25 protein-coding genes are annotated in these 22062 nt (G+C 71.8%); 17 read left to right on the top strand and 8 right to left on the bottom strand.

Annotated elements, in window-relative coordinates:
- Positions 1-87: 87 nt before the first annotated feature.
- From QFW77_RS15700 to QFW77_RS15685, 4 genes are all read right to left on the bottom strand, one after another.
- Complete coding sequence (locus QFW77_RS15700; RefSeq protein WP_280575734.1) at positions 88-957, bottom strand: bile acid:sodium symporter family protein; 870 nt, start codon at positions 955-957, stop codon at positions 88-90.
- Positions 958-990: 33 nt separating this feature from the next.
- Positions 991-1410: a hypothetical protein gene (locus QFW77_RS15695; protein ID WP_280575732.1), complete on the bottom strand. Its 420-nt coding sequence runs from the start codon at positions 1408-1410 to the stop codon at positions 991-993.
- Positions 1411-1564: 154 nt separating this feature from the next.
- On the bottom strand, positions 1565-2242 hold the full coding sequence (locus tag QFW77_RS15690) for a C40 family peptidase (protein ID WP_280575730.1): 678 nt from the start codon (positions 2240-2242) through the stop codon (positions 1565-1567).
- 107 nt (positions 2243-2349) lie between these two features.
- The gene (locus QFW77_RS15685; RefSeq protein WP_425603360.1) at positions 2350-2934 is read right to left on the bottom strand and encodes a C40 family peptidase; all 585 of its coding nucleotides are present in this window, start codon (positions 2932-2934) and stop codon (positions 2350-2352) included.
- A 38-nt stretch (positions 2935-2972) separates the two neighbouring features.
- Between QFW77_RS15685 and QFW77_RS15680 the strand changes: the two genes are divergently transcribed.
- The 5 genes from QFW77_RS15680 (at position 2973) to hutG (ending at position 8236) form a co-directional block, all read left to right on the top strand.
- Entirely contained in the window at positions 2973-3452 is a 480-nt protein-coding gene (locus QFW77_RS15680) for an FKBP-type peptidyl-prolyl cis-trans isomerase (RefSeq protein ID WP_280575728.1), read from the top strand.
- Between the two features lie 70 nt (positions 3453-3522).
- Entirely contained in the window at positions 3523-4764 is a 1242-nt protein-coding gene (locus tag QFW77_RS15675; protein ID WP_280575727.1) for a DUF418 domain-containing protein, read from the top strand.
- A gap of 9 nt (positions 4765-4773) precedes the next feature.
- Positions 4774-6021, top strand: coding sequence for an NAD(P)/FAD-dependent oxidoreductase (locus QFW77_RS15670; RefSeq protein ID WP_280575726.1), 1248 nt, complete (start codon positions 4774-4776; stop codon positions 6019-6021).
- On the top strand, positions 6018-7385 hold the full coding sequence (gene gorA / locus QFW77_RS15665) for a glutathione-disulfide reductase (RefSeq protein ID WP_280575725.1): 1368 nt from the start codon (positions 6018-6020) through the stop codon (positions 7383-7385). The genes QFW77_RS15670 and gorA overlap by 4 nt, the downstream gene beginning before the upstream one ends.
- Positions 7386-7450: 65 nt before the next feature.
- Positions 7451-8236 carry an N-formylglutamate deformylase gene (gene hutG, locus QFW77_RS15660; protein ID WP_280575723.1) on the top strand — a complete coding sequence of 262 codons (786 nt, stop codon included), beginning with the start codon at positions 7451-7453 and terminating at the stop codon, positions 8234-8236.
- 21 nt (positions 8237-8257) lie between these two features.
- Here the strand turns inward: hutG and QFW77_RS15655 are convergent, their stop codons facing one another.
- From QFW77_RS15655 to parE, 3 genes are all read right to left on the bottom strand, one after another.
- Positions 8258-8815, bottom strand: a complete 558-nt coding sequence (locus QFW77_RS15655) for a hypothetical protein (RefSeq protein WP_280575721.1) — start codon at positions 8813-8815, stop codon at positions 8258-8260.
- 117 nt (positions 8816-8932) lie between these two features.
- On the bottom strand, positions 8933-9811 hold the full coding sequence (locus QFW77_RS15650; protein WP_280575719.1) for a helix-turn-helix transcriptional regulator: 879 nt from the start codon (positions 9809-9811) through the stop codon (positions 8933-8935).
- A gap of 10 nt (positions 9812-9821) precedes the next feature.
- Positions 9822-11711: a DNA topoisomerase IV subunit B gene (gene parE, locus QFW77_RS15645; RefSeq protein WP_280575717.1), complete on the bottom strand. Its 1890-nt coding sequence runs from the start codon at positions 11709-11711 to the stop codon at positions 9822-9824.
- Positions 11712-12018: 307 nt separating this feature from the next.
- Between parE and QFW77_RS15640 the strand changes: the two genes are divergently transcribed.
- From QFW77_RS15640 to QFW77_RS15595, 10 genes are all read left to right on the top strand, one after another.
- On the top strand, positions 12019-12276 hold the full coding sequence (locus tag QFW77_RS15640) for a hypothetical protein (protein ID WP_280575715.1): 258 nt from the start codon (positions 12019-12021) through the stop codon (positions 12274-12276).
- 150 nt (positions 12277-12426) lie between these two features.
- Positions 12427-14109 carry a CTP synthase gene (pyrG, locus tag QFW77_RS15635; RefSeq protein WP_280575713.1) on the top strand — a complete coding sequence of 561 codons (1683 nt, stop codon included), beginning with the start codon at positions 12427-12429 and terminating at the stop codon, positions 14107-14109.
- The gene (kdsA, locus tag QFW77_RS15630) at positions 14106-14945 is read left to right on the top strand and encodes a 3-deoxy-8-phosphooctulonate synthase (RefSeq protein WP_280575712.1); all 840 of its coding nucleotides are present in this window, start codon (positions 14106-14108) and stop codon (positions 14943-14945) included. The genes pyrG and kdsA overlap by 4 nt, the downstream gene beginning before the upstream one ends.
- A gap of 23 nt (positions 14946-14968) precedes the next feature.
- Complete coding sequence (locus QFW77_RS15625; protein ID WP_280575711.1) at positions 14969-15442, top strand: hypothetical protein; 474 nt, start codon at positions 14969-14971, stop codon at positions 15440-15442.
- Positions 15439-16725 carry a phosphopyruvate hydratase gene (gene eno / locus QFW77_RS15620; RefSeq protein ID WP_280575710.1) on the top strand — a complete coding sequence of 429 codons (1287 nt, stop codon included), beginning with the start codon at positions 15439-15441 and terminating at the stop codon, positions 16723-16725. Before QFW77_RS15625 ends, eno begins: the two co-directional genes overlap by 4 nt.
- 15 nt (positions 16726-16740) lie before the next feature.
- Complete coding sequence (ftsB, locus tag QFW77_RS15615; RefSeq protein WP_280575709.1) at positions 16741-17082, top strand: cell division protein FtsB; 342 nt, start codon at positions 16741-16743, stop codon at positions 17080-17082.
- 11 nt (positions 17083-17093) lie between these two features.
- Positions 17094-17870 carry a 2-C-methyl-D-erythritol 4-phosphate cytidylyltransferase gene (gene ispD / locus QFW77_RS15610; protein WP_280575797.1) on the top strand — a complete coding sequence of 259 codons (777 nt, stop codon included), beginning with the start codon at positions 17094-17096 and terminating at the stop codon, positions 17868-17870.
- On the top strand, positions 17867-18346 hold the full coding sequence (ispF, locus tag QFW77_RS15605) for a 2-C-methyl-D-erythritol 2,4-cyclodiphosphate synthase (protein WP_280575708.1): 480 nt from the start codon (positions 17867-17869) through the stop codon (positions 18344-18346). The genes ispD and ispF overlap by 4 nt, the downstream gene beginning before the upstream one ends.
- An 8-nt stretch (positions 18347-18354) precedes the next feature.
- Positions 18355-19431, top strand: a complete 1077-nt coding sequence (truD, locus tag QFW77_RS15600) for a tRNA pseudouridine(13) synthase TruD (protein ID WP_280575796.1) — start codon at positions 18355-18357, stop codon at positions 19429-19431.
- A gap of 111 nt (positions 19432-19542) precedes the next feature.
- Positions 19543-19791, top strand: a complete 249-nt coding sequence (locus QFW77_RS15595) for a hypothetical protein (protein ID WP_280575707.1) — start codon at positions 19543-19545, stop codon at positions 19789-19791.
- Between the two features lie 30 nt (positions 19792-19821).
- Here QFW77_RS15595 and QFW77_RS15590 read toward each other — a convergent pair whose 3' ends face one another.
- Positions 19822-20370 carry a Smr/MutS family protein gene (locus QFW77_RS15590; protein WP_280575706.1) on the bottom strand — a complete coding sequence of 183 codons (549 nt, stop codon included), beginning with the start codon at positions 20368-20370 and terminating at the stop codon, positions 19822-19824.
- A 211-nt stretch (positions 20371-20581) separates the two neighbouring features.
- On the opposite strand from QFW77_RS15590, the gene surE reads away from it, so the two are divergent.
- Positions 20582-21364, top strand: coding sequence for a 5'/3'-nucleotidase SurE (gene surE / locus QFW77_RS15585; protein WP_280575705.1), 783 nt, complete (start codon positions 20582-20584; stop codon positions 21362-21364).
- Entirely contained in the window at positions 21361-22062 is a 702-nt protein-coding gene (locus QFW77_RS15580) for a protein-L-isoaspartate(D-aspartate) O-methyltransferase (RefSeq protein ID WP_280575703.1), read from the top strand. The genes surE and QFW77_RS15580 overlap by 4 nt, the downstream gene beginning before the upstream one ends.

Raw genomic sequence — 22062 nt, 5'->3', positions numbered from 1 at the left:
CGCGGTGATGCTCGTCGGCCAACGTCGCGAGAGGAGCGGCCGTGCGCCCGGCGGCAGCGCTCCGGCCTGCCACGTGGCCGCAACGAGTCAAGCCGGCGCCGGCTCGCGGCCGCGGTTGACCCAGAACGCGAACCCGGCCGCGGTGAAGAACATCATCAGGCTGTAGATCGCCGCCGGCACCGAGACCGCGGCGTTGCCGAGCACGTTGAGCGCGACGAAGATCGCCAGGGTGCCGTTGTGGATGCCGATCTCCATGGCGATGGCGATCGCCTGGCGCCGCGGCAGCTTCAGCGCCAGCGGCGCGGCATAGCCGGCGCCCATGCTGGCCAGGTTGAACAGCAGGCAGGCCAGCCCGACCGCGGCGAAGTGGGTCAGCAGGGTGTTCCATTCCTGCACCACCGCCCCGGCGATCAGCAGCGCCAGCACCAGCACCGAAAGCAGCCGGATCGGCTTCTCCATGCGCGCGGCGAAGCCCGGCGCGAGGGCGCGGATGCCCATGCCGATGGCCACCGGCAGCACGATGATCACCGCCACTTCGACGATCTTGCGCACCGGCGGCGGGACGTACTGCCCGGCGCCGAGAAAGAACTCAAGCGACAGATTGAGGATCAGCGGCAGCGTCAGCAGGCACAGCACGCTGTTGACGGCGGTCAGGGTGATGTTGAGCGCGACGTCGCCGCGCGCCAGGTGGCTGTAGATGTTGGCGGTGGCGCCGCCCGGCGAGGCCGCCAGCAGCATCAGCCCGACCGCCAACTCCGGCGGCAGCCGCAGCAGCAGCGCCAGGCCCAGCGCCACCCAGGGCAGCACGCCGGTCTGCAGCACCAGCCCGGTGAGTACCGCGCGCGGATAGCGGGCGACGCGGCGGAAGTCCTCGATGCCCAGGCCCAGCCCCAGCCCCAGCATGATCACGCCGAGGGCGAGCGGCAGCAGCAGGCTGGTCAGCAGCGTGGATTGCACGGGCGGCTCCTGGAAGGTGAGGTGGGTGAGGGGTCAATCTGGCCGCGGGCGCGGGCGCGGGCGCGCGACGAGCCGCAGCGCCAGCCACGCCAGCGGCAGCGGCAGCGCCAGCCCGGCCACCGTGGTCCAGAGCGGATGCGGAAGCATGGCCACGTTGATGGCGACGCCGGCCACCATCAACGCGCCGACCGCGTAGGCCGCGACCGCCCGATGCCCGTGCGCCACGCGCGCCGCCAGCCAGGCGCCGCCGAAGTTGGCCGCGCACCAGCCCAGCAGCACCGACAGCAGCTTGCCGGTGCCGGCCGATTCCACCAGCCGTGCCAGGTCCTCCTCGCTCTGCAGGTCGAGCCCTGCGGGCGGCGGGAACACCGCCATTGCCGCGTACTCCAGCGCCAGCATGATCGCCACCGCGGCCGCCAGCCCCAGCAGGATCGCCCCGAAGGTACGCAGCATCGTCAGTGTTCCCCTGGCGTCGACCGGACCGCCACGAGCATCGCCCGTGCGCCCCGCTTGCTGCAAGCCGCAGCGCACGATCGGCCAGGGCCGGAAACGACGAAGGCCGCGCGGGGCGGCCTTCTGGGAGCGGAGCGGTTCGAACGTTGGGCGGTCACACCCCGCCGATGCGCCGCGCCTGGGTGAACTTGCGGCTCCAGTAGCCGGTGTCCAGGCTGGAGACGGTGACGTCGCGGCCGGTGCGCGGCGCGTGCAGGAAGCGACCGTTGCCCAGATAGATCCCGACGTGGTCGATGCGCCCGGCACGGCGCGCGAAGAACACCAGGTCGCCGGCATCCAGCTGGGTGCGTTCCACCTGCTCGCCGGCGGACGCCATGTCGTGCGACACCCGCGGCAGCTCGATGCCCAGCGCGGTGCGGAACAGATAGCTGACCAGGCCGCTGCAGTCGAAGCCGCCCTCGGGCGAGGTGCCGCCCCATCGGTACGGGGTGCCCAGCAGGGCCAGGCCGCGCTGCAGCAGGTTCTGCCGGCCGGCCCGTTCGGGCTCGGGCCCAGCGGCACCGGCGCCGGCCGCGATCAGCTGGTTGACGTCGGCGGCGAACAGCAGCTCCCGCCCCATCGCAGCCGGCAGCGGCTGGGTGAGGCTCTGGCTGACGTGCGCGACCTGCGGCAGCTGGTCGGCGGAATCCCCCGCCAGCCCGGCACCCAATGCAGGCATCGCGAGGCCGGAAAGCGCCGCGGCGAGCAGGAATGGGAGGGTCTTGCCGGCGCGATCGGCGCGGGGCAGAGGTGTGGCGGCGGGGCGGCCGTGCTGCGGGTCGTCTGTCGTCACGCGGATTCAAGTTTGTTGCGGTGGCGTGATGGTGCCCGACCAGCGTGATGCAAATGTTAAATCTCGGTAAATGAATGCGACACAAGTCGCTGAATTGCCGGGATATTTCAGCGGAGGATTCTTCGCGAACCTGAATAGTGGTCTCGCCAGTAGTGCCCGTCCAAGCGGTCCAGGCGCACGGTGCCGCCGCTGCTGGGGGCATGCACGAAGCGCCCCTCGCCGACGTAGATGCCGACGTGGGTGACGTTGCCGCCGCTGCCGAAGAACACCAGGTCCGAGGCCGCCAGGCGCTCGGGGGCGATGCGCGGACCCTGGTACTCGGACAGCTGCCGCGAGGTGCGCGGCAGGCGCAGCTCGAGCATGTCGTGATAGACGTAGTTGACCAGCCCGCTGCAGTCGAAGCCGCCTTCCGGGGTGTTGCCGCCGTAGCGGTAGGGCGTGCCGACCAGGCTGAGCGCGCGGATCACCACGGCATTGGCCACGGCGGGGTCCGCCGGTGCCACCACCGGCCAGTGCCGGCCCGCATGCGGGTCGCCGGGTGGCCCCGGGCGGACGTTGTCGTGGCCGCACGCCGCCAGCAGCAACGCCACGGCCGCCGGGCCGATGGCACGGAAGATTGGCCTGGAGCGGGTGGAGCCCGGATAATGCGCGTTCGTCACGGCCGCATCTTGGCCAATCCCTCCATTCCGCACAAGCGGCCGCAGGCGCCGCTCCAGCAAGGTGATCGTCAATGAAGATCGAGAAGGATCGCGTCGTCCGCTTCCACTACACCGTGGCCGAGCGCGGGCAGCCGCCGAGCGAGAGTTCGAAGGAGCGCGAGCCGCTGGCGATCCTGGCCGGGCACGGCAACGTCATTCCCGGGCTGGAGCGGGCGATGGAGGGACACGAGGCCGGCGACAGCTTCAGTGCCGAGATCGCAGCCGCCGACGCCTACGGCGAGCGCCGCGAAGGGCTGAGCCAGCGCGTGCCGAAGAAGCACTTCGGCGGCCAGCGCCTGGCGCCCGGCATGCAGGTGGTATTGAACACCAACTTCGGGCCGCGCGCGGTGACCATCCAGAAGGTCGGCATGAGCGTGGTGGATGTCGACCTCAATCACCCCATGGCCGGCAAGGACCTGGAGTTCGAGATCGAGATCGTCGAGGTGCGCGAAGCCACCGCCGAGGAACTGGAGCATGGCCACGTGCACGGCGAGGGCGGCCACCAGCACTGATCGCAGCCGGCGGCGGTCGCGCGCGCGGGGCAGGCGCGAAGTCGCGGCACGGGACACGAGGGGCACGGGGATGGATGAACGCGGCGGGTTCGCGCCGATCGACGCGCCGGACCGGATCGGGTTCATGGATGCGCTGCGCGCGGTCGCGCTGCTCGGGATCTTCCTGGTCAACATCGAGTGGTTCAACCGGCCCTGGGAAGAATTCGGCCGCGGTATCGCCCCGGGCCAGGCGGGCATCGACATGGTCTCGGCGTGGGTGGTCCACGTGTTCGTCGCCGGCAAGTTCTGGATCCTGTTCTCGCTGCTTTTCGGCATGGGCTTCGCGGTGATGGCCGAACGCGCCGCTGCCGCCGCACGGCCGTTCCGCGATCCCTATCTGCGCCGCAGCCTGGTGCTGCTGGCGCTCGGTCTGGCGCATGCGCTGCTGCAGTGGGTGGGCGACATCCTGCATACCTATGCGCTGGCGGCGCTGCTGCTGCTGGCGCTGCGTGGGATGCGGCCGCGAACCCGGCTGATCGCCGGCCTGAGCGCGTACTACGCTCTGTGCGCGCTGCTGCTGGCGACCTACGCGTTGATGAACCTGGCGCCGGCGGACATGCTCGCCGATCCCGACCTGGAACGCGCCACGATGCTGGCCGCCGCGGCCGCCGCGCGGGTCTACTCGAGCGGCGGATTCGCCGAGATCACCGCCCAGCGCGCCGGCGACTTCGCCGGATTCGTCGGCTACAACCTGTTCCTGGTGCCGATGGTGGTGGCGATCTTCCTGGTCGGCAGCTGGCTGGTGCAGAGCGGGCGGATCCGCGACGTCGCCGCGAACAGGGGTTTTTTCCTGCGTCTGCTGCTGCTGGGCGGGCCGGCCGGGCTGGCCCTGGCGCTGTGGAGCGCGGCGCTCGGCACCGGGGTGGCGGACGCCGGGGGCGAGGCGCGCTGGCTGCTGGCGAGCACGGTGATGTCGATCGGCGCGCTGCCCCTGGCGCTCGCCTACCTGTCCGCGCTCGCCCTGGCATGGAGTTCCGCTGCGGGCGCCCGCCTGCTGGCCCCGCTCGCACCGGCAGGGCGAATGGCGCTCACCAACTACCTGCTGCAGTCGCTGGCCGGCAGCCTGCTGTTCTACGGCTATGGTCTGGCGCTGTGGGGGCGCCTCGGGCATGCCGGCCTGCTGCTGCTGGCGCTGGCGGTGTTCGCGCTGCAGGTGGCGGCGAGCCGCTGGTGGTTGGCCCGGTTCCGTTTCGGCCCCGCGGAGTGGCTGTGGCGCTGGGCGACCTACGGGGCGCGCCCGCCGCTGCGGCAGCCGGCGGGGTCGTCCGCGTAGACTCGGCGCATGGAGACACGGGACGATGTGCTGATCGTCGGCGCCGGGGTGATCGGCCTGGCCAGCGCGCTGGCGCTGCTGCGGGCCGGCCGCGGCGTGCGGGTGCTGGAATCGGGCAGTGCGGGCTGCGGCAGTTCGCACGGCAACTGCGGCACCATCACCCCCAGCCACGCGCCGCCGCTGACGGCGCCCGGCGCGGTGGCCCGGGCGCTGCGCTGGATGGCGGCCCCGGACGCACCGTTCTACGTCAAGCCCCGCTTCGATCCGGCGCTGTGGGGCTGGATGCTGCGCTTCGCGGCGCGCTGCAATCGCCGCGACTGGCGCGCGGCGACTTCGGCGCGGGCGGCGATCCTCGACGCCTCGCGCACGGCCCTGCCGGACTGGATCGCCCGCTACGGGCTCGACTGTGAGTTCGAGGCCTCGGGCGTCGACTACGTGTTCCGCGATGCCGCGGAGCTGGAGGCGTTCGACGAGGATCTGCAGTTGCTGGCCGGAATCGGCGTGCCTACCGAGGTCATCGATGGCGATGCATACGTGCGCGACGAGCCTGCATTGCTGCCGGGGGTGGCGGGGGTGGTGCGCTTCCCGGGAGATGCGCGGCTGCGCCCGAACCGCTACGTCGCGGAACTGGCGCGCGCGGTACGCGGCGCCGGCGGCACGATCGTCGAACAGTGCGAGGTGACGGCCCTGGCCGCGGACGGTTCGGGTGCGGCGGTCACCGCCCGCGACCGCCAGTTCCGCGGCCGCGACCTGCTGCTGGCCACCGGCGCATGGTCGCCGAAGCTGGCGCGTGGACTCGGCCTGCGCGTGCCGGTGCAGCCGGGCAAGGGCTATTCGATCACCTACAGCCGCCCGGCGCTGGTGCCGAAGCGGCCGCTGGTGCTGCGCGAGCGCAGCGTCTGCGTGACCGCGTGGGACAGCGGCTACCGGCTCGGCAGCACCATGGAGTTCTCCGGCTACGACAGCAGCCTCAACCGACGGCGGCTGGCCGCGCTCGAGCGCGGCGCGCGCGAATACCTGCGCGAGCCGGTCGGCCCGTCGGTGGAGGAGAAGTGGTACGGCTGGCGTCCGCTGAGCTGCGACGACCTGCCGATCATCGGCCGCGCCCGCGGCCATCGGCGCGCATGGCTGGCGACCGGACACGGTATGCTCGGCGTCAGCATGAGCGCGGCCACCGGACAACTGATCGCCGAACTGATGTGCGGGAGGCCCCCGCACATCGATCCGGCGCCCTACGACCCGGCGCGTTTCGGATGAGCGCCACCGATCCCCTCGAGTTCGACCTGGTGGTGCTCGGCGGCGGCTCCGGCGGGCTCGCCGGAGCGTTCCGCGCCGCGGCGCATGGCGCCCGGGTCGCGCTGCTGGAACCGGCGGAACTCGGCGGCACCTGCGTCAACGCCGGCTGCGTGCCGAAGAAGGCGATGTGGCTGGCGGCGCAGCTGGCCTCGCAGATCGGTGCCGCCGCGGAGCTGGGGTTCGACGTGCCGGCGGTGCCCGGATTCGACTGGCCCGAGTTCATCACCGATCGCCAGCGCTATATCGACGGGATCCACGAGAGCTATCGCAGACGCCTGGACCAGGCGGGAGTCGTGCTGATGCCGCGGCGCGGCGCGCTGCAGGGTCCGCGCACCGTGGTCGCCGACGACGGCACCCGCCTGCACGCCCGGCACGTGCTGATCGCCACCGGCTCCCACCCGCTGAGGCCGCGGATTCCGGGCGCCGAACTGGGCGGGGTGTCGGACGACTTCTTCGCCCTCCGCCGGGCCCCGGCGCGGGTGGCCCTGGTCGGCGGTGGCTACATCAGCGTCGAGCTGGCCGGGGTGCTGCAGGCGCTGGGCAGCCGGGTGGAACTCTTCGTGCGCGGCCCGCGCCTGCTCAGCCATGCCGACGAGGACGTGGTGGCCCAGCTCGAGGAGAACTACCGGCAGCTGGGCGTCGGCCTGCACTTCGGCTACCGCCTGCGCGAAGTGGAGCCCGGCGAAGACGGCCGCGTGCGCCTGCTCGACGCCGACGGCGCCGCCACCGAGGCGTTCGACACGCTGCTGTACGCGATCGGCCGCCGCGCCAACAGCGCCGGCATCGGCCTGGACCGGGCCGGCGTGGCGACCGACGCGCGCGGCAACATCGCGGTCGATGCGTTCCAGAACACCACCGCCGAAGGCGTGTACGCGGTCGGCGACGTGGTGGGCCGCGAGACCCTGACCCCGGTGGCGATCGCCGCGGCGCGGCGGCTGATGGATCGCCTGTTCGGCGGCCGCGAGGACGCGCGGCTGGACTACGAGCTGGTGCCCACCGTGGTGTTCGCCCATCCGCCGATCGGCGGCGTCGGGCTGACCGAGGCACAGGCGCGCGAACGCCATGGCGACGCGGTGCGGGTGTACCGCTCTCGCTTCCGGCCGATGCTGCAGGCGCTGGTGGACACGCCGCTGTGCAGCCTGTTCAAGCTGGTGTGCGTGGGCGAGGAGCGGCGCGTGGTCGGCATCCACCTGTTCGGCGAGGCCGCCGACGAGATCCTGCAGGGCTTCGCGGTGGCGCTCAAGCTCGGCGCGACCCTGGCGGACCTGCACGACACCGTGGCGATCCATCCGACCAGCGCCGAGGAGCTGGTGCTGATGAGCTGAGCCGCGCGGCGGCTGTCGCCGCCCGCGTGGGCCATCGCGGCGCGCCGGTCCGGTAGCATGGGCGGATGGACATCTTCTCCCTGCACCGCGGCACCGCGCCGCTGCTGGTCAGCGTTCCGCACGACGGCACCGTGGTCCCCGACGACATCGCGCTGCGCCTGACCGACGCAGCGCGCTGCGTGCCCGATACCGACTGGCACATCGCCAGGCTCTACGCGGTGGCCCGCGCGCTCGGCGCCTCCATGCTCGTCCCGCACCATTCGCGCTACGTGATCGACCTCAACCGCGCCGAGGACGACGTGTCGCTGTATCCCGGTCAGAACACCACCGGCCTGTGCCCGGTGCGGCGCTTCACCGGCGAGCCGGTGTACCGCGAAGGCGAAGCGCCGACGCCCGACGAAGTGGCCCTGCGCGTGGACAAGTACTGGCGCCCCTACCACAGCGCGCTGCGCGCGGAACTCGACCGGCTGCGCGCCGCGCACGGCCGCGTGCTGCTGTGGGAGGGCCATTCGATCCGCGGCGAGCTGCCGTTCCTGTTCGAGGGCAGGCTGCCGGACCTCAATCTCGGCACCGCCGGGGGGGGCAGCTGCACCGCGGCGCTGCGCGCGCGGCTGGAGGCGGTGCTCGCCGCGCAGTCGCGTTACGACCACGTGGTGGACGGCCGCTTCAAGGGCGGCTACATCACCCGCCACTACGGCGCGCCCGCCGACGGCATCGAAGCGGTGCAGCTGGAGATCAGCCAGCGCATCTACATGGACGAGGACAGCTTCGCGTTCCTGCCCGAGCGCGCGGCGCCGGTGGAGGCGCTGATCGGGTGGCTGCTGGAGGCTGCGCTGGATCAGGGCGGCTAGGGCCGACGCCGCACACGGCTGTCAACGCCAGGCCGAAAATTCGGTTTCGAGGATCCAGCTGCGGCCGCCGTCGTCGGAGCGTTCGCCGCGCCAGCGGAATCCCTGCTCGCTCACTTCCTCGAAGATCCAGCGGATCGGCGTGCCGTCGGCGTGGAAGCCTTCCTGCAGGAGCGTGTCGCCCGAGCGCCGGCCGGTCAACCGGGTGTGCACGCCGGTGACCGGATTGAACCAGTCGACGTTCCAGATCCCGCGCGCCGGATCGAACACCCGCAGGGTGGTGCCGTAGCGGTTTCCTTCCCTCGGGGCCTGGGCATCGCGGGCGGCGCGCTGCGGGAAGATCCACAGATCCTGCACCGCGCGGCCCTCGAGCACCCGCGCGAACACGATCTCGCCCTCGAGGCTGCGCGTACGGCCCTCGCCGAGATGGTCGGTGACGCGCGCCCGCCAGTGTCCCAGCAGCGGTGCATACAGGTCGTGCTGCGGCGGAATGGGGTGGGCCGGGCCGGGGTCGAGCAGCGCGGCGGCGAAGTCGGAGGCGGAGGCGGGCTCCGCGGCCAGGGCGGGCGCGGTGGTCGACATGAGGGCTCCTGCAAGCCACAGGGTGGCGAAGTGGATACGGCGAAGCGGCATCGGCGATGGCTCCGGATCGGGTTTGGCCAGGATGTGCGCGATCGCGTGCGACCGCTGTCCGTTTCCTTAGCCTCCGGCGCCGATCGGCCGCGCCATCATCGCGCGCAGCGCCCGCCGCGCGGCCGACGGCGTCAGCCCGTAGGCGCGCCGGAACGCGGCGGTGAACTGGCTGTGGCCGGAAAAGCCGTGCGCCAGCGCGAGCGCGGTGAGGTCGTCCGCGCGCGGCAGCTGCTCCAGCGCCCGGGCCAGCCGCAGGCCGGTCTGGTAGCGGTACAGCGGCATGCCCTCGACCTGGCTGAAGCTCTGGGTCAGGTACACAGGCGACGCGCCCACCCGCGCGGCCAGATCGCCCAGGGTCCAGCGGCGGGCCGGATCCTCCTGCAGCAGCAGCCGGGTGCGTTCGAGCAGGCGCTGCCGGCCGGGACCCGCGCGCCGCGGGCGGGCTGCCGGGTCCGGCTGCAGGATTCGTCGCGCCAGCGCCAGGGCCAGTTCCTCGGCCCGCAGCTGATCGGCGGAACCGCAGGCGCGCAGCCGGGCTGCGAGCCACTGGGCCCCTGCGTCCACCGGCCACGCCCGGCGCCGCAGGCGCTCGCCCTGCGCGGCCTCGTCCACATCGCCGCCGGCGAGCTCCCGCAGCCGCTCCGGCGCGAACCGGATCGACAGGCAGCGGTCGCCGTGGTCGGCGGGGTGATCGATCGCGTATTCGTCGCCGGCATTGAAGGCGAGGGCTCGATTCGGATCCGCCAGCGCGGCGCGGCGACCGGCGCGGTACACGAACGCGCCGCGGTAGGCCAGCACGATGCGGGTATCCGGAACCCATTCGGCCGGCCCGGCATGGCGGCCGCGGCAGGCTCGGCAATGCACGTCGTGGACGTGCACGCTGGCGCCGGGGCAGACCGGCCGCGAGCGCAGCACCGGCGCGGCGGAAGAGGCTGGCTGCGGCATCGGCCTGGACTCAGACCTCCAGGGTCGCCAGGTCGCCCTTGGTTTCGAGCCACTCCCGCCGGTCCGGCGCCCGCTTGCGCGCCAGCAGCATGTCCATCAGCGCGTGGGTCTGGTCGCCGTCGACGACGGTCAACTGCACCAGCCGCCGCGTGTCGGGGTGGATCGCCGATTCGCGCAGCTGCGACGGGTTCATCTCGCCCAGGCCCTTGAAGCGGGTGACGTTGACCGTGCCCTTGAGCTTGTCGCGCTGGATCTTCTCCAGCAGCAGCCGCTTCTCTTCCTCGTCCAGGGCGTAGAACACCTGCTTGCCGACGTCGACGCGGAACAGTGGCGGCATCGCCACGAACACGTGGCCGGCCGCCACCAGCGCCGGAAAGTGGCGCAGGAACAGCGCCGCCAGCAGGGTGGCGATGTGCAGGCCGTCGGAGTCCGCGTCCGCCAGCACGATGATCTTGCCGTAGCGCAGCCCGGAGATGTCGTCCTTGCCGGGATCGCAGCCGATCGCCACCGCCAGGTCGTGCACCTCCTGCGAGGCGAGCACGCCGCCGGAGGCGACTTCCCAGGTGTTGAGGATCTTGCCGCGCAGCGGCAGGATCGCCTGGAAATCCTTGTCGCGGGCCTGCCGCGCCGAGCCGCCGGCCGAATCGCCCTCGACCAGGAACAGCTCGGTGCGCGAGAGGTCCTGGCTGATGCAGTCGGCGAGCTTGCCGGGCAGCGCCGGGCCCTGGGTGACCTTCTTGCGGACGATCTGCTTCTCGGTCTTCAGCCGTGCGCTGGCGCGTTCGATCGCCAGCTGGGCGATGCGCTCGCCGAGCTCGACGTGCTGGTTGAGCCACAGCGAGAACGCGTCGTGCGCCGCGCCCTCGATGAAGCCGGCGGCCTGGCGCGAGGACAGCCGTTCCTTGGTCTGGCCGCTGAACTGCGGGTCGGTCATCTTCAGGCTGAGCACGAACGAGACCCGGTCCCAGACGTCCTCCGGCGCCAGCTTCACCCCGCGCGGCAGCAGGCTGCGGAAGTCGCAGAACTCTCGCAGCGCGTCGGTGAAGCCGCTGCGCAGGCCGTTGACGTGGGTGCCGTGCTGGGCCGTCGGGATCAGGTTGACGTAGCTCTCCTGGACCAGCTCGCCCTCCGACACCCAGGCCACCGCCCAGTCGACGGTCTCGGTGTCCTTGGCCAGGGCACCGACGAACAGCTCCGGCGGCAGCAGCTCGCGGCCTGCCAGTTCGCCCTGCAGGTAGTCGCGCAGGCCGTCTTCGTAGTGCCAGCGGTCGCGCTCGCCGCTGGCCTCGTCGTACAGGGTGACAGCGAGCCCCGGGCACAGCACCGCCTTGGCGCGCAGCAGGTGGCGCAGCGCCCGCAGCGAGAACTTCGGGCTGTCGAAGTACTTCGGGTCCGGCCAGAACCGCAGCCGGGTCCCGGTGTTGCGCTTGCCGACGCTGGCTACCGCCTCCAGCTTCGAGGCGGCGTCGCCGTGGGCGAAGTCCATCCGGTACTCGCTGCCGTCGCGCTTGATGTGCACCTGCAGGCGGGTGGAGAGCGCATTGACCACGCTCACGCCGACGCCGTGCAGGCCGCCGGAGAAGGTGTAGTTGCGGTTGTTGAACTTGCCGCCCGCGTGCAGCCGGGTGAGGATCAGCTCGACGCCCGGAATCTTCTCTTCGGGGTGCAGGTCCACCGGCATGCCACGGCCGTCGTCGGACACCTCGCAACTGCCGTCCTTGAACAGGCTCACTTCGATGGTGCGCGCGTGCCCGGCCAGGGCCTCGTCGACCGCGTTGTCGATGACCTCCTGCGCCAGGTGGTTGGGCCGGGTGGTGTCGGTGTACATGCCCGGGCGGCGCTTCACCGGGTCCAGCCCGGAGAGGACTTCGATGTCGACGGCGTTGTAGCGGGTGTTCATTCGGCACGGCTGCTGCGGGAAGCGGGCCAGAATGGGGCGGGGCGGAGGAGCGGTCAAGGTCGGGCGGCCGGGCGGCCCGCCGGCGCCGTGCGTCGCCCCGGATCAGGTCAGGCAGCCGCGAGTAAGCCGTGGCTCACCCGAGGTTCCGGCGTGGAAATTCCCTGCAAATGTGCGTGTAACCGGTTAATTCCGTTAAGCGCCCGTTGTTCAGTCGCGAGCGGGGGTGCGCTGGCTACGGTGCGGTTGCCGCGGTGGTCGAGCGGCGTCCCCCCTTGGCTTCACTTACGCTTTCTCTGGAGACACGACGATGACCCATCGCAATATCCTGTTCACCGCCATGATCGCCGCGGCCTTCGCCGCCCCGACCGCCTTCGCCCAGGAGGTCGACGAGCAGGCCGTGCGCGAGGCCGAGCAGGCCGCCCAGCAGGCCGAGCGGAACGCCGCCAACGCCGAGGCCAGTGCCGCCAGCGCCGAGCAGGAAGCCGACGCCGCCGAGTGGCAGTCCGAGCAGGCCGAGGAAGACGCCGAGCAGGCCGCCGAGCCTGAGGAAGAGGATCCGGCCTGATCGATGCGCCGGCCGGCCCCCGCCGGCCGGGTCGTAGCCAATGCGACGCCCCGCTCCGGCGGGGCGTTTTTTCGTCGGGGACACGCGCCCTCGGGACCGGAGGACCCGCACTTGCCGTAGAATGGGGCTTTCCAGCGACCTGCTGCGCCCATGACCTCCCCGCGTTCCGTCACCCCGCTCGTTTTCGTCACCGGCGGCGTGGTCTCTTCCCTCGGGAAGGGCATCGCCGCCGCCTCGCTCGCCGCGATCCTCGAGGCCAGGGGCCTGCGGGTGACGATGATGAAGCTCGATCCCTACATCAACGTCGACCCGGGCACCATGAGCCCGTTCCAGCACGGCGAGGTCTACGTCACCGACGACGGCGCCGAGACCGACCTCGACCTCGGCCACTACGAGCGCTTCGTCAACGTGCGGCTGTCGGGGCGCAACTCGATCACCACCGGCAAGATCTACGAGAGCGTGATCCGCAAGGAGCGCCGCGGCGACTACCTCGGCGCCACCGTGCAGGTGATCCCGCACATCACCGACGAGATCAAGCGCAGCATCGATGCGGCCACCCAGGGCTACGACGTGGCGCTGGTGGAGATCGGCGGTACCGTCGGCGACATAGAGTCGCTGCCTTTCCTGGAGGCGATCCGCCAGATCCGCACCGACCGGGGCGCCGAGAAGGCCATGTTCATGCACCTGACCCTGGTGCCCTGGATCGCCGCGGCCGGCGAACTCAAGACCAAGCCCACCCAGCATTCGGTCAAGGAACTGCGCTCGATCGGCATCCAGCCCGACGTGCTGGTCTGCCGCAGCGAGCGGCCGCTGCCGGACGGCGAGCGGCGCAAGATCGCCTCGTTCACCAACGTGCCAGAAAAGGCGGTGATCTCCGCGGTGGACCTGGACGACATCCACAAGATCCCCATGTGGCTGCACGACCAGGACCTCGACCAGCTGGTGGTGGAGCGGCTGGGGCTCGGCGAGCGCGCCGCCGAAACGGCCGACCTGTCCGAGTGGCAGGCGGTGGTCGACGCCACCGAGCATCCGATCGACGGCGTCACCATCGCCGTGGTCGGCAAGTACGTCGATCACAAGGACGCCTACAAATCGGTCGGCGAGGCGCTCAAGCACGGCGGCATCCGCCAGCGCACCAGGGTGGCGCTGAAGTGGATCGAGTCGCAGGACATCGAGCGCCACGGCGCCGAGCGGATGCTCGCCGGGGTCGATGGCGTGCTGGTGCCCGGCGGCTTCGGCGACCGCGGTTTCGAGGGCAAGGTGCTGGCCTCGAAGCACGCACGGGAGCGGCGCCTGCCGTATTTCGGCATCTGCTACGGCATGCAGGCGGCGGTGGTCGACGTGGCCCGCCACCTCGCCGGGCTGGAGGGCGCGAACAGCACCGAGAACGATCGCCAGACCCCGCACCCGGTGATCGGCCTGATCACCGAGTGGCGCACCCGCACCGGCGAGGTGGAGCGCCGCAGCGAGGACAGCGACCTCGGCGGCACCATGCGCCTGGGCCTGCAGGAGGCGCGCCTGAAGCCCGGTACCCGCACCCGCGAGCTGTACGGCAAGGACGTGATCAGCGAGCGCCACCGCCACCGCTACGAATTCAACAACCGCTACCGCACCCAGCTCGAGGAAGCCGGGCTGGTGATCGCCGCCAAGTCGATGGACGACCTGCTGGTGGAGATGATCGAGCTGCAGGACCATCCATGGTTCATCGCCTGCCAGGCGCATCCGGAATTCCTCTCCACCCCGCGTACCGGCCATCCGCTGTTCGTGGGCTTCATCCGCGCCGCGCGCGAGAAGCGGGCCGGCGGCAAGCTGCTCAAGGAGGCCAGCGCGTGAACCTCTGCGGCTTCGAGGTCGGCCTGGACCGCCCGTTCTTCCTGATCGCCGGCCCCTGCGTGGTCGAATCCGAACAGCTCCAGCTCGACGTCGCCGGCCGGCTGAAGGAGATCACCTCCGCGCTCGGCGTCCCCTTCATCTTCAAGTCCAGCTTCGACAAGGCCAACCGCACCTCCGGCACCAGCTTTCGCGGCCCCGGCATGGAGGAAGGGCTGCGGGTGCTGGGCGAGGTGAAGCGCCAGCTCGGCGTGCCGGTGCTGACCGACGTACACGAATACACCCCGATGGACGAAGTGGCCAGCGTGGTCGACGTGCTGCAGACGCCTGCCTTCCTGGTCCGCCAGACCGACTTCATCCGCAAGGTCTGCAGCGCCGGCAAGCCGGTCAACATCAAGAAGGGCCAGTTTCTCTCGCCCTGGGACATGAAGCCGGTAGTGGAAAAGGCCAGGTCCACCGGCAACCGGGAGATCATGGTGTGCGAGCGCGGCGCCAGCTTCGGCTACAACAACCTGGTCAGCGACATGCGCAGCCTCGCGGTGATGCGCGACACCGGCTGCCCGGTGGTGTTCGATGCCACCCACTCGGTGCAGCTGCCGGGCGGCCAGGGCAGCTCCAGCGGCGGCCAGCGCGAGTTCGTGCCGGTGCTGGCGCGCGCGGCGGTCGCGGTGGGCATCTCCGGGCTTTTCATGGAGACCCACCCGGAGCCGGAGAAGGCGCTCAGCGATGGCCCCAACGCCTGGCCGCTGCCGAAGATGCGCGCGCTGCTGGAGACGCTGCTCGAGCTCGACCGCGTCGCCAAGAAGAGCGGTTTCCTCGAGGCGTCGGTTGCATCGTGAGCCGGGCTGCGCTGGCTTGGTGCGTGGCGCTGGCGGCGATTCTGGCCGCTGGCGCCGCGAACGCATGCTCGTTGGGGATCCCCGATCGCAAGCTCCAGCAGGAAATCACCTCCTATTACAACGCGGACGCGGTGTTCCTTGCGCGGTTACAGGCGCCGCGCGAAGTTCCGTACGATGATGGGCACGAGTTCGCCATGCTGGTGGCGGATTACGAGCTGATCGAAGCCTTTCGTGGCACGCTGCCGGCGCGTGGCTCCGTTGCGACCGAAAACCGGCAACGCGCCGGCAGGCATGGCGTCCCGCCCAACAGTTGCACCGGCTGGCTGCTGTCTGCTGGAAGCGGGGAACAGGTCGCCGTCGTCTTCGCGCGCAAGGGCGACGGTCGCTATCCGTACTTCATCAACGCACAATCGACCCAGCACGATCCCTCCCAAGCAGGCTCCCGGCAGCAACTGCAGCGCCTGCGCCTCTACCGGACGTTTGAAGAGAGCCCATGACGACGATCGCAAAGATCCACGCACGAGAAATCCTCGACTCCCGCGGCAACCCCACGCTCGAAGCCGAAGTCACGCTCGCCGATGGATCTTTCGGACGGGCCGCCGTGCCCTCGGGCGCGTCCACCGGCGCGCGCGAGGCGGTGGAACTGCGCGACGGTGACCGCACCCGCTATCTCGGCAAGGGCGTGCAGAAGGCGGTCGGCAACGTCAACGGCACCATCGCCGAGACGCTCAGCGGCTTCGACGCCGCCGACCAGGCCGGCCTCGACAAGCGCCTGATCGATCTGGACGGCACCGAGAACAAGGGACGCCTGGGTGCCAACGCGCTGCTCGCGGTGTCGCTGGCCAATGCCCACGCGCTGGCCGCCTCGCGCAAGTTGCCGCTGTGGAAGTCGCTGGCCGGGGACCGTGCGCCGGTGCTGCCGGTGCCGATGATGAACATCATCAACGGCGGCGCGCACGCCGACAACAACGTCGACTTCCAGGAGTTCATGGTGCTGCCGGTGGGGTTCGATTCGTTCTCCGAGTCGCTGCGCGCCGGTACCGAGATCTTCCACGCGCTCAAGGCGGTGCTGAAGGGCCACGGCCTGTCGACCGCGGTCGGCGACGAGGGCGGCTTCGCGCCCGACTTCCGCAGCAACGTGGAAGCGCTGGACACCATTCTCGAGGCCATCGGCAAGGCCGGCTACAGCGCCGGCGAGGACGTGCTGCTGGGCCTGGACGTGGCATCGAGCGAGTTCCACGAGAACGGCAAGTATCACCTGGTCGGCGAGGGCCGGCGCCTGACCGGCGAGCAGTTCGTCGACTTCCTGGCGGACTGGTGCGCGCAGTATCCGATCGTCAGCGTCGAGGACGGGATGGCCGAGGACGACTGGGACGGCTGGAAACTGCTGACCGAGCGCATCGGCGACAAGGTGCAGCTGGTCGGCGACGACCTGTTCGTGACCAATCCGAAGATCTTCGGCCAGGGCATCGAGACCGGCACCGCCAACGCGATCCTGATCAAGGTCAACCAGATCGGCACCCTCACCGAGACCCTGGAAGCGATCGCGATGGCGGACGCGGCGAACTACGCGGCGGTGGTCTCGCACCGTTCCGGCGAGACCGAGGACACCACCATCGCCGACATCGCCGTGGCCACCACCGCCACCCAGATCAAGACCGGGTCGCTGTGCCGCAGCGACCGCGTGGCCAAGTACAACCAGCTGCTGCGGATCGAGGAGTCGCTCGGCGCCGCCGCGCGCTACGCAGGCCGCGCCGCGTTCGTGTCGCTGGGCCGGTAGCGGGGCGCGACAGCCGTGCGCGGGCTGCGGATCGTGCTGGTGCTGCTCGTGCTGCTGCTGGGCTGGCTGCAGTACCGCCTGTGGTTCGGCACGGGCGGGGCCGCGGAGGTCTCCCGCCTGGAGGCCCAGGTCGCCCAGCAGGCGCACCAGAACGAGGGGCTCCGCGCGCGCAACGCCGCGCTGGCGGCCGAGGTCGCCGATCTGAAGTCGCCCACCGGCGAGGCCGCGGTGGAAGAACGCGCGCGCAGCGAACTGGGCATGATCCGGCCCGGCGAGGTGTTCTACCGGGTGGTCGAAACGCCCGCCGCCGCGCCGCTGCCGGAGGCGCCGGACGAGGGCGCCCGGTCCTCGCCATGAGCCGCGATCGGCTGCGGGGCGGACTCTGGGCGGTGGTGCCGGCCGCCGGGCGCGGCGCGCGCTTCGGCGGCGCCCTGCCCAAACAGTACCTGCCGGTGGCGGGCGAGCCGCTGCTCGCGCATACGCTGCGCGCGCTGTTCGCCCACCCCGGTCTCGAGGGGGTGGTGGTGGCGATCGCGCCGGACGATCCGCACTGGCCCGGCTGGACCGCGTTCGAAGGCAGGCCGGTGCGCGCGTGCAGCGGCGGCGCGACGCGTGCCGCATCGGTGCTGGCCGGGCTGGCGGCGCTGCCGGCGGGGGTGCGCGCCGACGACTTCGTGCTGGTGCACGATGCGGCGCGCCCCAACCTGCGGCCGGCGGACCTGGCGGCGCTGCTCGAGCGCGGCCGCGAGGACCCGGTCGGCGCGATCCTGGCCGCGCCGGTGCGCGACACGCTCAAGCGCGCCGGCGACGACGGCGGCATCGACGGGACCGAGCCGCGCGAGCGGCTGTGGCGCGCGCTGACCCCGCAGCTGTTCCGCCGGCTGCAGCTCGAGCGCGCGCTGGCCGCGGCCGCCGCGGCCGGCGCGGAGGTCACCGACGAGGCGATGGCGATGGAGCGCCAGGGGCTGCGCCCGCTGCTGGTCGAGGGCGCCGAGGACAACCTCAAGGTGACCACCGCCGCCGACCTGGCGCTGTTCGAGTTCCTGCTGCGGAGGCGGGCGGGCGGAGAGACCGGCCACCCGGCGGTCGAAGGCGGGCGGTCGGGAACGGGAAATCCGCCATCTCGCGCGCATGGGAAGACATGAACATCCGGATCGGCCACGGGTACGACGTCCACGCCTTCGGCGAAGGCGATCACGTCATCATCGGCGGGGTTCGTATCGCCCATGAGCGCGGCGTGCTGGCGCACAGCGACGGCGACGTGGCGATCCACGCGCTCTGCGACGCGATACTGGGCGCGCTGGCGCTCGGCGACATCGGCGTGCACTTCCCGCCGTCGGATCCGCAATGGAAGGGCGCCGACAGCCGCGCGCTGCTGCGCCACTGCGGCGCGCTGGCGGCGGCACGCGGCTGGTGCCTGGGCAATGCCGACATCACGGTGATCTGCGAGCGGCCGAAGATCGGCCCGCACGCCGCGGCGATGCGCGAAAGGCTGGCCGCCGACCTCGGCGTCGCCATCGACGCGGTCAGCGTCAAGGCCACCACCAGCGAGCGGCTCGGCTTCACCGGCCGCGGCGAGGGCCTCGCCGCGCAGGCGGTGTGCCTGCTGTTCGGATCGTGAGCGGAGCGATGGACGCGCCGGCCAGCGGGGGCCTGCCCGCCGCCTCGGGCGACGCCGTCCTTGAGGCGACGATCCGCGCCGCGCCGGAGGATTTCCAGGTCGAGGAGCTTGCCGGATTCGAGGCCAGCGGCAGCGGCGAGCACCTGCTGCTGACGGTCGAGAAGCGCGGCATGAACACCGCCTTCGCCGCCGCGCGGATCGCGGACTGGGCGGGCGTACCGGTGTCCGCGGTGGGCTACGCGGGGCTCAAGGATCGCCATGCGCTCACCCGCCAACGCTTCAGCGTGCATCTTCCCGGGCGCGATGCGCCGCCGGTGGAAACGCTGGAGCATGGCGCGCGCGACGCCGGGGGAGGGCCGGCGCTCAGGGTGCTGGAGCGGACCCGGCACGCGCGCAAGCTGCCGCGCGGCGCGCTGGCCGGCAACCGTTTCGTGCTGACCCTGCGCGGGGTGCTGGGTGACCCTGCGGCGATCGACGCGCGCCTGGCGACGATCGCCGCCTCCGGGGTTCCGAACTACTTCGGGGAGCAGCGATTCGGCCGCGGCGGCGGCAACGTCGCGGCCGCGATGGCGATGTTCGCCGGGCGGCGGGTGCGGCGCGACCAGCGCAGCCACCTGCTGTCGGCGGCGCGCTCCGAGCTGTTCAACCGGGTGCTGGCGGCGCGGGTTCGCGACGGCTCGTGGAACCGCGGCCTGGAGGGCGAAGTCTGGATCCTGGACGGCAGCCGCAGCGTGTTCGGTCCGGAACCGTGGAGCGCGCTGCTGGAGGGGCGGCTGCGCGATTTCGATATCCACCCCAGCGCGCCGCTGTGGGGGGCCGGCGAGCTGCGCAGCCGCGAGCAGGCGCGGTGTCTCGAATGCGCGGCGCTGGCAGCCGCCGATGCGGTGGCGTTGCGGGACGGCCTGGAGCGCGCCGGCCTGCGCCAGGAGCGCCGCGCCACCCGGTTGCGGCCCGTCTCGATGCGCTGGGAGCGGCCGGAGGCGGCTGCGCTGCGGCTGGCGTTCGAGTTGCCCGCGGGCGCCTACGCCACCGCGGTATTGGCGGAGCTGGGAACGCTCCGGAACGCGGCCGATCCCCACGCCTGACCGTTCGTCGGAAAGCGAAGCGGGGCACTGGAGCGCCGTTCGCCGGGGCGTATAACCGGATCAGGCACCCGCGCGCTGCGGGTGCCGCCGCAACGCACGGGAGGGACTGTCATGAACAGACTGCTTCGTTGCACCTTCGCCGCTCTGGCGCTCCTCGTCCTGGCCGGCTGCACCAGCACCCAGGGCAGCGCCGGCTACCGCACCATGCCCGAACCCGCGCAGCCGGGATCCCCGGCCTTCGAGCGCGACGTCGCCTACATCGCCTCGGTCGAGCGCGTCGCGCGGATGCGCGGGATCGACGTGCGCTGGGTCAATCCGCCGGTCAGGCGGGCGGCCGCCGGCGAGCCCGAAGTCCAATAGCCGCCGCCGCGGCCGCGCAGGGCGCCGCTTCTAGCGCGGCCTGAGCAGCACCAGGACCGCGCCGGTGCCGCCCTGTGCGGCCGGCGCGGAGTGGAAGGCCAGCACGTCCGCGCGCTGGCGCAGCAGCCGGTCGACCAGATTCTTCAGCGCCGGTGCGCCGTCGGCGTGCAGGCCTTTTCCGTGCACGATGCGCACGCAGCCGTGTCCGGCGGCGCGCGCTTCGGCGATGAATCGGCGCAGCCATGCCTCGGCCTGGGCGGCGCCGGCCTGATGCAGGTCCAGCTCGTCCTGGGTCGCGTACTGGCCGCGCGCGAGCCGGCGCAGCACCCGCGGCGAGATCTCGTCGCGACGGTAGCGCAAGCTGTCGGCCGCCTCCAGCGGTCCTTCCTCGAGCAGCCGCTGGAACTCGCCGCGCGCTTCGCGTTCGTCGCGTTCGGCCATGCGCGGCACCGGCTCCGGCTTGGGTCTGGGTACCGGTTCCCGCTTTTCGGGCAGTCTGCGCACCGTGCCGATCGCCTCGCGGAACAGCGCGGCGCCATCCTCCTCGTCCTCGGCTGGTGGCGGCCTGCGCCCGGTCATGGCGAGAGCATACAAGACCGCCGGCGCGCTCCATGGCCGAAGCGCCGGCGTAGGCCAGACGGGTGCGGTGTCCGGTCCGCCGGATGCGGGCCCCGGTCGTGCAAGCGGAACTTCGCGCGATGACGGCGATCGCACCGCTGCGCCGCCGCAAGGGGCGGGACCGCGGGTGCCGCTTCGGCTATGATGGACACCGTTTCGCCGCCCTTTTTCCATGCGCATACTGGTCAGCAACGACGACGGCGTGGACGCGCCCGGCATCCGGATCCTCGCCGAGGGCCTGCGCAGGGCCGGGCACGAGGTGCTGGTCGTGGCCCCGGACCGGGACCGTTCCGGTGCCAGCAACTCGTTGACCCTCGACATGCCCCTGCGCGTGGTGCAGGTCGACGACAGCACCTGGCGCGTGCACGGCACTCCGACCGACTGCGTGCACGTGGCGATCACCGGAATGCTCGACGCCGAGCCGGACATCGTCGTCTCGGGCATCAACAACACCGCCAATCTCGGCGACGATGTCATCTATTCCGGTACCGTGGCAGCGGCCATGGAGGGTCGGTTCCTCGGCCTGCCCGCCGTGGCGATGTCGCTGGTCACCGCCGCGCACGTCGGCCGGCACTACGAGACCGCGGCGCGCGCGGCGGTCGAGATCGTGGAACGGCTGAAGGCGGACCCGCTGCCCGCCGACACCATCCTCAACGTCAACGTCCCCGATCTGCCATGGGAGGAGATCGCCGGGTTCGAGGTGGTGCGGCTCGGCAACCGCCATCGCGCCGAGCCCTGCGTGCCGCTGGAGGACCCGCGCGGGCGCACCTGGTGGTGGATCGGCCCGGCCGGTCCGGAGCAGGACGCCGGCCCCGGCACCGACTTCAACGCGATCCGTCGCGGCCACATCGCCATCACCCCGATCCAAGTCGACCTCACCCGCTACCAGGCGCTCGAGCAGGTCGCCAGCTGGGTCGGCGGCCTGGCGGCGGAGCTGCAGGAGGCGCGGGCATGACGCCGCGGCTGCGGCTGCAACCCGAGGCCATCGGCGTCGGCATGACCTCGCAGCGGGTCCGCGACCGCCTGATCGAGCGGCTGCGCGGCCACGGCATCGCCGACGAACGCGTGCTCAACGCGATCCGCACGGTGCCGCGCCACCTGTTCGTCGACGAGGCGCTGGCCACCCGCGCCTACGAGGACAGCGCGTTGCCCATAGGCCACGGCCAGACCATCTCCCAGCCCTGGGTCGTGGCGAAGATGACCGAGACCGTGCTGGAGGGGCTGCCCTCGCGGCAGCCGGGCGAGGCGCCGCCGAAGGTGCTCGAGATCGGCACCGGTTCGGGTTACCAGGCCGCGATCCTCGCCGCGCTGGGGCTCGAGGTCCACACCGTCGAGCGGATCGGCGAACTGCTGCGGGTCGCGCGCAAGCGTTTTCGCACGCTCGGGCTGCGGGTGCGCAGCAAGCACGACGACGGTCGCGTGGGCTGGGCGGAGAACGGGCCGTTCCACGGCATCGTCGTGACCGCCGCGGCGCCCGCGCTGGTCGATGCGCTGACCGACCAGCTCGCTCCCGGCGGAGTGCTGGTCGCGCCGGTCGGCGGCGGCGGCGGCCAGGTGCTGATGCGGCTGCGCAAGGGCGAGGACGGCGGCATCGAGCGCACCGAGCTGGCGCCGGTGGTGTTCGTGCCGTTGCTGTCCGGAACCATCGACTGA

Origin of the sequence: Luteimonas endophytica, from assembly GCF_029887875.1 — a bacterium.
Lineage (GTDB): Bacteria > Pseudomonadota > Gammaproteobacteria > Xanthomonadales > Xanthomonadaceae > Luteimonas > Luteimonas endophytica.
Note: the sequence above shows the minus strand (reverse complement) of the source record. Positions and strands in the feature narration are given on the sequence as shown.